At 39.7% G+C, this 13763-nt stretch carries 7 protein-coding genes and 1 pseudogene; 7 read left to right on the forward strand and 1 reads right to left on the reverse strand.

Features of this window, described 5'->3' with window-relative positions:
• Window positions 1-165 precede the first annotated feature (165 nt).
• Window positions 166-1212 (reverse strand): annotated as a pseudogene (locus KZP23_RS14405) (LacI family DNA-binding transcriptional regulator); the annotation flags it as partial.
• Window positions 1213-1563: 351 nt separating this feature from the next.
• On the opposite strand from KZP23_RS14405, the gene KZP23_RS14410 reads away from it, so the two are divergent.
• From KZP23_RS14410 to KZP23_RS14440, 7 genes are all read left to right on the forward strand, one after another.
• The gene (locus tag KZP23_RS14410; protein WP_226332485.1) at window positions 1564-4530 is read left to right on the forward strand and encodes a SusC/RagA family TonB-linked outer membrane protein; all 2967 of its coding nucleotides are present in this window, start codon (window positions 1564-1566) and stop codon (window positions 4528-4530) included.
• Window positions 4531-4548: 18 nt separating this feature from the next.
• On the forward strand, window positions 4549-6135 hold the full coding sequence (locus tag KZP23_RS14415) for a RagB/SusD family nutrient uptake outer membrane protein (RefSeq protein ID WP_226332486.1): 1587 nt from the start codon (window positions 4549-4551) through the stop codon (window positions 6133-6135).
• Window positions 6136-6153: 18 nt separating this feature from the next.
• Entirely contained in the window at window positions 6154-7194 is a 1041-nt protein-coding gene (locus KZP23_RS14420; RefSeq protein ID WP_226332488.1) for a SusE domain-containing protein, read from the forward strand.
• A 117-nt stretch (window positions 7195-7311) separates the two neighbouring features.
• The gene (locus tag KZP23_RS14425; RefSeq protein ID WP_226332491.1) at window positions 7312-10110 is read left to right on the forward strand and encodes an alpha-amylase family glycosyl hydrolase; all 2799 of its coding nucleotides are present in this window, start codon (window positions 7312-7314) and stop codon (window positions 10108-10110) included.
• Between the two features lie 23 nt (window positions 10111-10133).
• Window positions 10134-11195, forward strand: a complete 1062-nt coding sequence (gene fbaA / locus KZP23_RS14430) for a class II fructose-bisphosphate aldolase (protein ID WP_215225829.1) — start codon at window positions 10134-10136, stop codon at window positions 11193-11195.
• A 163-nt stretch (window positions 11196-11358) separates the two neighbouring features.
• Window positions 11359-12918: an alpha-amylase family glycosyl hydrolase gene (locus KZP23_RS14435; protein ID WP_226332493.1), complete on the forward strand. Its 1560-nt coding sequence runs from the start codon at window positions 11359-11361 to the stop codon at window positions 12916-12918.
• Window positions 12919-13153: 235 nt separating this feature from the next.
• Entirely contained in the window at window positions 13154-13663 is a 510-nt protein-coding gene (locus KZP23_RS14440; protein WP_226332494.1) for a winged helix-turn-helix domain-containing protein, read from the forward strand.
• The last annotated feature ends 100 nt before the right edge of the window (window positions 13664-13763 follow it).

Below are 13763 nucleotides of genomic sequence, written 5' to 3' on the forward strand. Positions count from 1 at the left end.
TTAAAAAGTAAAATCAAAGTAAAAAATTGAATATCAGTCCTCAGGGGCTTTTAGCTTTAGCTTTTTTAGTAGTTATCTCCTGTAAATAGGCCTGTTCTTTTCAATTCAATCGTGTGCATAAAAGAATGCAAAACTGGGAAAAAATATTTTGCAAACTTGAAAAACTCAACTTTTCTTAGTTGAGGATTCTCTGATAATAACAGCTGTGCCCAAAACCTCTGTTTTAGGTTTAAAGACTTCTTCACTTTCATTGTCTATCATTTTTAAAAGTAAAGTGGCTGCTTTTTCTCCCATGTCGAAGCCAGGCTGGGAAACAGTGGAGAGTGGTGGATCTATCATGGAGGAGAACTGCCAATTACTAAAGCCTACTGCTCCGAAATCATTTGGGATTTTAAGGCCAAGTGATTTGGCTGCCTTCATGGCGCCAGCTGCTGCTATGTCATTTGATGCAAATACTGCGTCAGGACGATCATCAGCTTGAAGTAACTTTAAGCATATTTCCTCACTTTCTTCTGGGGTTCCCTTAGGACAAGGGATAATCCATTCTTCCCTAATGGGAATATTGGCTTCAGCCAGTGCTTTGGTGTAGCCTTCCTGTCTATCCTTGCTTATTTTAAGGTTTTTTGGTCCAGCCAGATGGACAATCTTTTTATAACCCTGATCTATAAGGTGTTTTGCTGCTTCGTATGCACCTGAAAAGTCATCCACAGTTACATTAATGGTATTGTTGAGATCTGGAATACGATCAAAAAATACAATAGGATAATTATAGTCCATCAACTTCTGAAAATGCTCAAAGTTTTCAGTCTCCTTTGAGTAGCTTACCAGTAAGCCGTCTATTTGATTGGTAATCATGGTTTCAATGGCCGCTTTCTCTCTTTCGAGGCTTTCATTGGTCTGTAACAGAATAACATTATAGCCATTAGCATAGGCTACCTCTTCAATACCACTGATCACTGTGCTAAAGAAGAAGTGAACTACTTCAGGGACAATAACACCAATGGTAGAGGACTTGCTCTTTCTTAAGCTCAATGCCACGGCATTAGGTCGGTAGTTAAGTTTTTTAGCCAACTCTTTAACCTTTTCCTTGGTCTCCTTGCTGATTCCAGGATAGTCTTTAAGTGCCCTGGAAACAGTGGAAGAAGATATATTCAAAGCTTTGGCAATATCCTTAATTGTAGCTTGTCCTAGTCTCATGATAAAATTTAACTTTTCTAAGAACCTAAGATAAGATTTTTGTTTGTTTTAAAAATGGTGACTGATTTAAGGTTTTGTATAAAACTGTTCAAAATCGTTAAAATTGAATTATTGTAAGTTAAAAAATTGTACCCTTATGAAAACGTTTGCGGTGACGTTTGCATTAAAAATAGTTGATTTTTTTGTTTCCGAAAGCTTGCTTATACGTTCTGTATTGCCTAATATTCATTAACCGTTCAGGGAAAATGAACTGTTTGGTGAATAAATACGGTTTTAATTTAAATGGTAGGAATTAGATAAAATTGTATAAAACCAAGAAAATATTTATCCTGAATTAATTAACAATTCATCCAAAACATAACCATTATGCGAAAGATTTATACCGTCTTAAAGGTGACAGTAATTTGCCTGGTGCTATTGGGTAGCCAAAACCTGGTCGCACAAGCTCAAACGGTGAGCGGTACGGTGACGGATATTGATTCCGGAGAGCCTCTTCCCTTTGTGAATGTATTATTGAAAGGGTCTACAAGAGGGACGACTACAGATATTGATGGTACTTACACCATAAATATTAATTCCAAAGATGATGTATTGGTATTCTCATTTATTGGTTTTGAGCCAAAGGAATACAAAGTAAATAATCAGTCAATAATAGATGTTCAGCTTCAGGGTAATACCAAACAGCTGGATGAAGTGGTGGTGGTAGGTTATGGTACACAGAGAAAATCGGACTTGACGGGGTCGGTAGGATCTGTTGTACGTGACGACTTCAATGTCGGACAAGTAACCAATCCAGAGCAACTGATCACAGGTAAAGTGGCTGGGGTTCAAATAACACCCAATGGAGGTGCTCCCGGATCTGGAGGTAGGATCCGAATCCGAGGAGGAGCTTCATTGAATGCTTCCAATGACCCTTTGATTGTTATTGACGGTGTGCCTTTGGATAATTCCAAAACATCAGGTACTTCCAATCCTCTGAACTTTCTAAACCCTAATGATATTGAAACCTTCGATATCCTAAAGGATGCTTCTGCAACAGCAATCTATGGTTCTAGGGCTTCCAATGGAGTAATCTTAATTACTACCAGAAAAGGAAAAGAAGGCCAGCCAATGAAGGTAAATGTGAGTTCTTTGGTTTCTCTTTCACAGGTAACCAAAAAAGTGGATATGCTCTCAGCTGATCAGTTTAGAGATGTGGTGGCTGAACAGGCCATTCCATCCCAAGCAGCCTTGGTGGGGGATGCAAGTACCAATTGGCAGGACGTAATATATCGAGATGCAATTAGTTTTGATAATAATGTTTCCATAACTGGATCATTGAACCAATTGCCTTATAGGGTGTCTGTTGGTTATTTGGATCAGGACGGGGTCCTAAAGACTGACAACCTAAAAAGAACATCTGCCAGTATCAGTTTGAATCCTAATCTTTTCAATGATCAACTGCACGTAAACTTCAATGTAAAGGGAGTGATTACAAAAAGTCGTTTTGCCAATAGGGATGCCATTGGTGCTGCAGCTGCATTTGACCCAACACAGTTAATTTATGATGCTGAAGGGCTTGGTGGCTATTGGGAATGGTTGAACGAAAATGGATCTCCCCAAACTTTGGCTTCAAGAAACCCGCTGGGACTGTTGATGCAAAAGGATGATAGGGGGACAGTGAAAAGAAGCATAGGAAACCTTCAGTTGATTTATGACCTTCCATTCTTAGAAGGATTAAAAGCCAATCTTAATTTGGCCTATGATATCAGTGAAAGTGATGGGCGTACCCTGATCTTTCCAAATTCAGCAGCTGGTTATAACGAGGGAGGTAGCAATGCCCCTTATGCACAAAGCAAAAGAAACTTGTTGGCTGATTTTTACCTGAATTATCAGAAGGAGTTTAAGGATAGCCGCTTGAATATGATGGTGGGGTATTCAGCCCAGGATTTCTTAACCAAAAACCCAACATTCGCAAGACTGAATTATGAAGGGGATACATTGGCGGCAGCGGGTGTTGAAACGAGACCTCAATACAGATTAATATCCTATTTCGCCAGGGCAAATTATAGCTTAAAAGACAAATACCTCTTTACTGCGACAGTAAGAGCGGATGGTTCATCCAGGTTTAGCCCTGATAACAGATGGGGCGTATTCCCTTCTCTAGCAGCTGCATGGAGAATCAGTGAAGAAGACTTTTTGAAAACCAATGAGACGCTGACTGATTTAAAGTTAAGATTAGGCTATGGGGTGACCGGGCAGCAGGATATAGGGTCTTACTTCCCTTACCTGCCTAGGTATGTCCAAAGTGATGATGCCTCGCGGTACAGTTTTGGGGATACATATTATACCACCCTTAGACCAGAAGGATATGATGAGAATATCAAGTGGGAAGAGACCACGACCATCAATGCTGGTCTAGATTATGAATTCCTAGATGGAAAACTCTATGGTACCTTGGATTATTATTTCAAGAGAACCGATGATTTGTTGGCAGTGATTCCTGTGCCAGCAGGTACCAACCTAACTAACAGGTTGTTCACCAATGTAGGTAGCATTGAAAACCAGGGGGTGGAAATTGGGGTCAATTATAATGTCATAAAGACATCCAGTTTTAACTGGGATATCGGAGCCAATTATACCCATAGTAAAAGCACGATCAAGAGCCTGAGCAATGTGGAAGAAGATGCCGTGGGGATTTTGGTTGGAGATATTAACGGTGGAACGGGAAATACTATCCAGGTTCATACGGTAGGATATCAGCCTAATTCGTTTTATGTGTACGAGCAGGTATATGATAATGACGGTGCTCCAATAGAGGGCTTATACGTAGATCAGAATGAGGATGGAATCATCAATGAAAATGACTTGGTAAGAAATGGATACCCTGATGCTCGCCAGTTTTTCGGGTTCAATTCATCCATGCAATATAAAAACTGGAATTTTGGCTTTGTCCTTAGGGGAAGTGCGGGAAACAAGGCTTATAATAATGTGGCCTCTTCCAATGCAGCCTATCAAGGCTTGAGGTTTTCTGGTTATTTGAATAACCTTCCAACGGATGTTTTGAACACCAATTTCCAAAATTATCAGTTAAGGTCAGATTATTATGTGCAAGATGCTTCATTCTTAAGAATGGAAAATATCAGTCTTGGATACAATTTTGGAAACCTCTTTGATTCCAAGCTCAACTTGCGGGCAAGTGCGACAGTACAAAATGTCTTTGTCATCACAGATTACGAAGGGGTGAGCCCAGAGATTGCTCCAGGAGTAGATGATGCTACTGGAGGAGGGATTGACAATAATTTCTACCCAGTGCCAAGGATCTTCTCATTTGGTCTAAACCTAGGATTTTAATTTAAACCCTGAATAACAATGAAAATTAATTGGATATATAAAATCAGTTTGGTGTTGGGTTTGTTTACCGTGGCATCATGCACAAACCTGGATCTAGAACCTTATAATGAGGTGACATCTATACAGGTTTATGAGGATTTTGATAATTACAAAAATGTCTTGGCCAAGCTTTATGGAGGTTTGGCAGTGAGTGGTCAGCAAGGGCCTTCTGGAAAACCGGATATCAGTGGTTTGGACGAAGGAGCTTCCACCTATATCAGGGCTTATTGGAAGTTACAGGAGTTGCCAACGGATGAGGCGATTATTGCTTGGAATGATGAAGGCCTTCCTACTTTGAATACCATGGAGTGGACTTCTGATAATGGTTTTATAGCGGCAATGTACTATAGAATATTTTATCAAATTTCTTTGGCTAATGAATATATCAGGGAAACCAGTGATGAAAAGATGGCCAGTAGAGGTATCGCTGAAGCTGATCAGGAAGAAGCCAGAATATTCAGGGCTGAGGCCAGGTTTCTAAGGGCATTGAGTTATTATCATGCATTGGATATGTATGGGAATGTACCTTTTGTGACGGAGGAAAATGGAGTGGGAGCCTATTTCCCAGAGCAGGGCAACAGACAATTGTTGTTTGATTATGTAGAAAGCGAATTACTGGAAATATTACCGATGCTGGTGGATGCAAGGCAAAATGAGTATGCCAGGGCCGATAAGGCGGCTGCATGGATGCTTTTGGCTAAACTTTATCTTAATGCGGAAGTGTATATAGACGAGGACCATTATTCTGATGCATTGACTTATTTGAATGAGGTTTTGAATAGTGGTTATACTTTGGAGCCAAATTATAATTACCTGTTTTTAGCAGATAATCATCTTTCCCAGGAATTGATTTTTTCTGTGGCCTTTGACGGTATGAATTCAACAACTTATGGTGGTACAACATTTATAGTAAATGCAGCTGTAGGAGGTTCTATGGACAAGGAGGAATTTGGGGTGCCAGGTGGGTGGCAGGGCTTGAGAACTAGGCCGGAGATCGTTGCGCTATATCCAAGTACTGATGGAGTTCCAGATATTCGAGGATCATTTCATACTGATGGACATACTTTAGATATTGAAAATATTGCTTTGTTTGAGAATGGTTATGCTGTCAAAAAGTTTAAAAATGTGACTCGTGATGGACAAAGAGGTTCCAGTCCAGGAACAGAAATTGTTGATACAGATTTTCCAATGTTCAGGTTGGGTGATGTTTATTTGATGTATGCAGAAGCTGTTTTGAGAGGTGGAAGTGGAGGAAGTCTAGGACAAGCAGTAGCTTATATTAATGAATTGAGACAGAGAGCTTATGGTGATGCTACTGGAAATATTTCATCTGGGGAATTGACCCTTGATTTTATCCTTGATGAAAGAGCCCGTGAATTAAAATGGGAAGCTCACCGCAGAACTGACTTGATCCGGTTTGGTAGGTTTACCACGGATGACTATGTATGGCAGTGGAAAGGTGGCACATTTGAAGGTAGAGCCGTTGATTCGTTTAGGGATATTTACCCTCTTCCTACTGCAGACTTGACTGCCAATCCAAACCTTGAGCAAAACATCGGATACTAAACCCAAAATTCTCAAAACATGAAAAATTATTATTCTAATATATTTTGGTTGTTGACCATAGCGATGATTTGGTCGTGTAGCGAAGACTTGGATCCGGTTATCAGCAGTGATCCCCAATCTCCAGTATTGATGAGTCCAGAATCTGGCACTTCCTTGGTGCTTACAGCAGAGGAAGAAACGAAGGAAGTAATATTTGAATATCAGGAAGCTGATTATGGATTTTCAGCAGCAACCAGGTATACTGTACAAATGGATCTTGTGGGTAATGGTTTTGCTGAGCCTGTAGATGTAATTAACTCTACCAGCAATAGAGCGATATTGACTTATGCTGATTTAAACCAAAAACTATTGAGCAGGGGTTTGATGCCTGATGAAGAAACGACAGTAGAGATGAGGATAAAGGCATTTCTCAATGACAATATAAGTGATGAGTTTTCTGAGACCATTACCATGTCACTGACTCCTTATGAAGTAGCATTGCAATATCCTAAAATGTATGTTCCTGGAGATTATCAAGGCTGGAATCCTGCCAATGAAAACACCATCCTATATTCAGTAAAGTCGGATAATGTTTATGATGGTTTTGTACACCTAATCACTGGTAACGGGGAATTTAAAGTAAATGAAGGTCCTAACTGGGACGTGAATTATGGGGATGATGGTGAAGACGGTGTGCTTGATGCTGGAGGTGCAAACCTAAAAGTAGATGCCAAGGGAACCTATATGTTGACGGTGAACCTAAACGATAAAACCTATAGTATAGGAGCTCCACTTTATTGGGGTATCATTGGTGATGCTACTGCTGGGGGTTGGGACAGTTCCACTCCAATGGAATTCGATGCTGATGAAAATATTTTGACGCTTAATGCTGATCTAAGTGTGGGAAATATGAAGTTCAGGGCCAATGATGCCTGGGACAATAATTACGGAGACAGTGATGGAGATGGTGTCTTGGATGCTGGTGGTTCTGATATTGCAGTGACAGAGGCAGGGAACTATACGATTACAATGGATTTCAAAGTACCAGGAGAAGTGTCTTATACACTAGTGAAAAATTAATCCCAATTATCTGAAAAGTAAGGCTGTTTCAAAAGCATTAAGGATTTCATTCTTATCCCAATATTGAAAATATAGGGGACTTAGAAACAGCCTTATTTATTGACCTTAAATAACCAAATGAAAGATTTTTACCTTAAAAATGCATTACTGGTTCTGGTAATGGCTTGTATTCCTGTGCTAGTTTGGGGGCAAGTCAGTACCGAGCCAAGTTTTCCGTGTGCAGATGAAAAGGTAAGAATTGTTTATGATGCCAGCTCAGGAGTTTCTGAATTAGAGGGTGAGGACGAGCTGTATATTCATATTGGTGCAATTACAGAAAGCGAGAATTCCAACTCTTGGTCCATCGTGCCTTTTGAGTGGGGAACTGGAGATCCAAATGCTAGGATGAGCAGAGTGGATGGCCAAGATGATCTATGGTTTTTTGAATTGATTCCGAATGAGTTTTTCGAAAGGGCAAATGATGAAACGATTTTCAGGCTCGGGCTGGTGTTCAGAAATGCTGATGGGACCAAGGAGGGAAAGAGTGAAAGCAATGAGGACTTCTTTATTAACCTGGCCCAGGGATTTGATATTTCTTTTGTTCAGCCTCCTGGTGGGGATGTATTAATAAAGAAGGGGGACGAACTGGTTGTTGAAGTTGCTACAACTGCAAAGGCCGGTATTAGCCTTGAAATTGATGGAGCGGAAGTAGTTTATGTGAATGATGCGACTTCATTGAATTATTTGTTTTCCTCGGAAGAGAGCGGAAGTTTTCAGCTGTCAGCAAAAGCAGAGCAAAATGGCTTGGTGATTTCAAAAAGCATGCTTGTGCATGTACTTGAAGAAAATAATGTTGTCCCAGTTCCTACTGGATTGAAAAAGGGGATAAACTACCTTTCTGATACTAAGGTGGCTTTGGTACTTCAGGCTCCTGGGAAGAAAAATGTATTTCTAATTGGTGATTTTAACGATTGGAAGCTTTCGCTGGATTATCAGATGAATATCAGTCCAGATGGGGACTTGTTTTGGCTTGAAATGGAAGGCCTTGAGCCAAACAAGGAATATGCTTTTCAATACTTGGTTGATGGAGAAATAAAAATAGCTGATCCTTACGCGGATAAAGTAGCTGATCCATTTCATGATCAAGAAATCATTGATTTGGCAAAATACCCGGGCTTAAAGCCTTATCCGGCTGGACAAGAGTTTCAGGCTTCTTATTTGCAAACAGCTCAAGAAGTTTATGATTGGAAATATGATGATTATGAAAAACCAGGTCCTGAAGAATTAGTTGTTTACGAGCTGCTGGTTAGGGATTTTGATGAACGCAGGTCATATAATGCGGTTACTGAAAGACTGGATTATCTTCAATCTTTAGGCGTAAATGCCCTTGAGTTAATGCCTGTGATGGAATTTGAAGGGAATCTTTCCTGGGGATATAATCCTTCGTTTTTCTTTGCGCCGGATAAATATTATGGAACGAAAGATGAGTTGAAAAGACTGGTTGATGAAGCGCATAAGCGGGAGATGGTAGTGATAATGGATATGGTCTTGAACCATGCTTTTGGCCAAAGTCCTTTTGTTAGGTTATACAATGAGGGAGACTATGGAGCTCCTACGATTGAGAATCCCTGGCTAAATACTACAGCTACACATCCTTTTAATGTGGGATATGATTTCAATCATGAAAGCAAGTACACCCAAAATCTGGTGGACTCTGTGAACCATTACTGGATGTCGGAATACCATATAGATGGGTTTCGCTTTGATTTGAGCAAGGGGTTCACCCAGCAAGATGCAGGAAATGATGTGGGTAAATGGTCTCAACTTGATGAAAGTAGAATTGAGATATGGAACAGAATATATGATCAAATCAGATCGCACCATCCAGATGCCTATGTGATATTGGAGCATCTTGCCGAAAATGCTGAGGAAAAAATCCTAGCAGATTATGGAATGATGCTGTGGGGAAATATGAATCATACCTTTCGGGAAATAGCCAAAGGTAGATCTATAAGCTTTTCTAGTGGCTACTATAAAGAGAGGGGATGGAATAAAAATCACCTGCTCAGTTATATGGAAAGCCATGATGAGGAGCGGTTAATGTGGGAAACATTGAATTTTGGAGAGCGGTCACCCTTAGACTTGCGTGATTTGGGAAATGCAGTGGATAGAAACCAATTATTGGCTGCTTTTTATTTTGGTCTACCAGGACCTAAAATGATCTGGCAGTTTGGTGAAATGGGCTATGATGTAGAGCTGAACAATGATCGTTTAGGTGTTAAACAGCCTCATTGGGAGTATTTAGAGGATGAGGAGCGGTTGAGATTGTATTATTTGTATAAAGCCATGATAAAATTGAAGCAGGAGCATGCTGTTTTCAATTATCCAAAAGAGGTATCTCTTGATTTAGCTGATGACGTCAAGGTGATTAGCCTTGGAGGAGAGGAATTGGACGTGGTGCTTATAGGGAATTTTGACTTACAGGAAGTGAAGCAGAAAAGTGTTAATTTTCCTTACCCTGGGGCTTGGTATGAGTATATAAGTGGAGAAGAAATAGAGGTAGTGGGAGATTCGCGGATTCTGGATCTAGAAGCCAATGAATTCTTGGTCTTTACCAATAAGAAATTGCCAAAGCCTGAGGGAGAGATCAGGTCTTTGGATTTGATTACAGCCTTGCCCGAAGAAGGGGAAAAGCAGGATGAAATGAAGCTTTTTCCAGTACCGGCAAGCGGGACCTTAAATGTGAAATTGCCTGGGAAAATCGGGGAATTTAGATATAGAATTATAGATATGAGTGGAAAAGTGTGGTTTGAGGGGACAAATTACCGAAATGATAAGATTTTAGCCTTTCAATTAAAGGATATTAGAGCAGGTCTTTATATCTTTGAGCTTTATGACAATCGTCAGATGCTAAGAAAGCAATTTATCAAAAAGTAATCAAACCATTAAACCATTCAATTATGAAATTCAAACCAGGGATTAAGTTCGGTGAAGAATTGAAAGATTTGTTGGACTATGCCAAGGAGAGCGAATTTGCTTTACCAGCTGTCAATGTAATCAACACCAGTACTGCCAACGCGGTTTTGGAAACAGCTAAAAAGGTAAATTCACCTGTTATCGTTCAGTTCTCAAACGGTGGTGCACAATTCTTTGCCGGAAAAGGTCTGGCTAATGATAAGCAACAAGCTTCTATTGCAGGTGCCGTTTCAGGTGCTATGCACGTTCATAAAATGGCTGAGGCTTACGGAGTACCGGTAATCCTTCACACTGACCACGCTGCTAAGAAATTGATTCCTTGGGTAGACGGTATGTTGGCTGCAGGTAAAGAGTATTATGAAGCTTTTAAAAAGCCATTGTTCAGCTCTCACATGCTTGATCTTTCTGAAGAAAGCCTTGAGGAAAACATTGAAACATCCGTAAAATACCTAGCTGAATTCAAGAAGTATGAAATGGCTCTTGAGATCGAATTAGGTGTAACAGGAGGTGAAGAAGATGGTGTTGACAATACTGATATTGACAGCTCTAAACTTTACACTCAGCCTGAGGAAGTTGCCTATGCGTACGAAGCTCTTAAAGCTCAAAGTGACTTGTTCACAATCGCTGCTGCCTTTGGTAATGTTCACGGTGTTTACAAGCCAGGTAATGTAAGCTTGCAGCCTAAGATCTTGAAAAACTCTCAGGATTATATCTGTGAGAAATTCGGATTGAGCGGTAAGCCAGTAAGCTTCGTATTCCACGGTGGTTCTGGATCTTCTGTAGAGGAAATCAGAGAAGCCAACAGCTATGGTTCTATCAAAATGAATATCGATACAGATATGCAGTGGGCATTCTGGGAAGGTATTCTTAATTATTACAAAGAGAATGAAGGTTATCTTCAGTCTCAATTGGGTAACCCTGAAGGTCCAGATGTACCTAATAAGAAGAAATATGATCCGAGAGTATGGTTGAGAAAAGGTGAAGAGAGCTTTGTGAAGCGTCTTGAAGTTGCCTTTGACATGCTTAATGCGGTGAATAGAAACTAATTATTTCTATAATACGGTATAGGAACCGTCTCAGGAGTTTACTTTAACATCTTTGTTCAATAGCAAGAATTTCAGGAAACTGGAATTCAACAAAATGCAGATTGATCTGAGTAGTTAGATAACTTCTGAGGCGGTTTTTTTGTACCCAAAAACCAAATGTATAATGAGTAAACTATTAAAATTTTCCATCTGTGCTTTATCTTTATTGATGGCGTTTGGTTGTGAAAAGCAGCCAAAAAATGACAAGGAAGTGAAAAACTATTGGCCCAAGGCAGGGATAACCTACGAGATCTTTATCCAATCTTTTTATGATACCAATGAAGATGGTATCGGGGATGTGAACGGGGTTATTGAAAAACTAGGCCATGTTCAGGACCTGGGCGCCAATGCTATTTGGTTTATGCCTATCATGCCTTCTCCTTCTTACCATAAGTATGATGTGACAGATTATAAGGCCATCCACCCGGATTACGGAACAATGGAAGATTTTAAAAAGCTTATTGAAGAGGCTCATCAAAGAGATATAAAAGTGGTCATCGATATGATTATTAACCATACCAGTGATGAGCACCCTTGGTTTTTGGAATCAAAAAAGGGCAGGGATAACCCTTACCGGGATTATTATGTATGGGCCCAGGCAGATACAATTCAGGAATATCTGGATAAAAAGGTGGTGACCTTGGACAGTGATAATATTCGCCAATGGCATGATCCAGGATTCGGAAAGGATTACTATTATGGTTTTTTTACGGGGGATATGCCAGATTTGAACTTTGATAATCCAAAGGTTAGGGAAGAGATTTACGATATAGGAAGGTTTTGGCTCGAGGAAGTTGGTGTAGATGGCTTTAGGTTGGATGCTGCCAAGCATATCTATCCAGATGATAGGGCAGTGGATAACCATGCTTTTTGGAATGAGTTTAGGGCTGAGATGGAAAAAATAAAGCCGGATATTTATTTGGTAGGAGAGGTTTATGATATGAAGGAGGTCGTAGCTCCTTATTTGACAGGATTGCCAGCACTGTTCAATTTTGATTTTCACTATACGCTTTTGGATGCCTTTGGAATGGAGGACGGTATGTTGTTGGCCAAAAAACAAAAAGAGATTATTGAATTTTATGAGGGAATTACCAGTGATTTTATAGATGCTACTATTTCTTCCAATCATGATCAGCCGAGGCTGTTAAATGAATTGGGTAAAAACCCGGACAAGCAAAAGCAGGCCATCGCTATTTTGATGACCATGCCCGGAGCTCCTTATTTATATTATGGTGAAGAGATCGGGATGTTGGGTGAAAAGCCTGATCCGAATATTCGAGAACCATTTCTTTGGGATGAAGCTTCGAAGGATATCGGGCGAACTAGCTGGATGGAGCCACTTAATACTACTGATAAAACCGTGGTACCCCTGTCTAAGCAAAAGGATGATGTAAACAGTTATTATAATCATTACAAACAGGTTATTAAACTGCGTAATACCAATCCTGCATTGGCCATAGGGGATTTGAAACTTCCTTCTGAAGCATATCCTAAGCCTGTCATGGCATATAATAGAAAAACAGAAGCCCAAGATCTGATGGTGTTTCATAATGTAGGAAAGAAAGCTTTAGAGGTAGATTTACCAGAGGCTTATAGCAATGTTATTTATAGCTTAAAAGGCGCAAAGGTGAGTGGGGATAAAGTGATCTTGCCTTCCTTTGGATCAATAGTGTTGGAAAAATGATTGGAAAAGCGGCTGTCTTGTTTTTCGAGGCAGCCGCTTTTTTCTTCAAAATTGATCAATAGGGTTATACTTTTCAGCTCTATCAGTATTGGGAAACCAGATAACATTTTACTGGATTTACACTTTTGTATTTTCTGTGCTATAAATTGCTTTTTAGGTTAAATAACTTAATTTTGTTTTAAATGAGTAAGATCTTTACTCAAACAAAAAGGTCTATGTTATATTTCCTCGGAGCATGTTAGATATATTGATCACCTCAAAAACCAGGGTTAAACTTTTAATTAAGTTTTTTACTCAGGAATCCAATAAGGGATATCTACGTGGATTGGCCGAAGAGTTCAATGAATCCACCAATTCTGTGAGAGTGGAACTGAACCGCCTGTCGGATGCCGGTATTTTGGTGTCGGAGAAAGAGGGAAATACTAAATCTTATTCAGCCAATAGGCAACACCCGCTCTTTAAAGAGATGAAAAACATGGTGGCCAAGTACCTAGGCTTTGATCGTTTGGTAGAAGTGGTCATTCGGAATTTAGGGAATGTTAGCAAGGCTGTTGTTGTAGGGGATTATGCTCAAGGAATTGATTCAGGACAAATAGACTTGATTTTGGTGGCAAAGGATATCAATCAAGAATACTTAGATTTTTTAATAGAGAAGGCTGAAGATAAAATCAAAAGGAAAGTACATGTACAGGTTTTTGACGAAGAGCCGGATTTTTTAGATGGAATGGTCGTTTTTGACCTTTAATAGCGCTTCTTTTCTCTCGGGTTTTATTGGAATAGTTGTATAAACATCAAAATTTTATTTTTCAATTGTAAAAATATTGATTTTTAATTTTAATCCACTG

The sequence above is a fragment of the Echinicola marina genome (genome assembly GCF_020463795.1).
GTDB classification, from domain to species: domain Bacteria; phylum Bacteroidota; class Bacteroidia; order Cytophagales; family Cyclobacteriaceae; genus Echinicola; species Echinicola marina.

Bases quoted from the DNA above. Each gene is read 5' to 3' on its own strand.
- KZP23_RS14410 (WP_226332485.1), top strand. From the start codon at position 1,564: ATGCGAAAGATTTATACCGTCTTAAAGGTGACAGTAATTTGCCTGGTG.
- KZP23_RS14415 (WP_226332486.1), top strand. From the start codon at position 4,549: ATGAAAATTAATTGGATATATAAAATCAGTTTGGTGTTGGGTTTGTTT.
- KZP23_RS14420 (WP_226332488.1), top strand. From the start codon at position 6,154: ATGAAAAATTATTATTCTAATATATTTTGGTTGTTGACCATAGCGATG.
- KZP23_RS14425 (WP_226332491.1), top strand. From the start codon at position 7,312: ATGAAAGATTTTTACCTTAAAAATGCATTACTGGTTCTGGTAATGGCT.
- fbaA (WP_215225829.1), top strand. From the start codon at position 10,134: ATGAAATTCAAACCAGGGATTAAGTTCGGTGAAGAATTGAAAGATTTG.
- KZP23_RS14435 (WP_226332493.1), top strand. From the start codon at position 11,359: ATGAGTAAACTATTAAAATTTTCCATCTGTGCTTTATCTTTATTGATG.
- KZP23_RS14440 (WP_226332494.1), top strand. From the start codon at position 13,154: ATGTTAGATATATTGATCACCTCAAAAACCAGGGTTAAACTTTTAATT.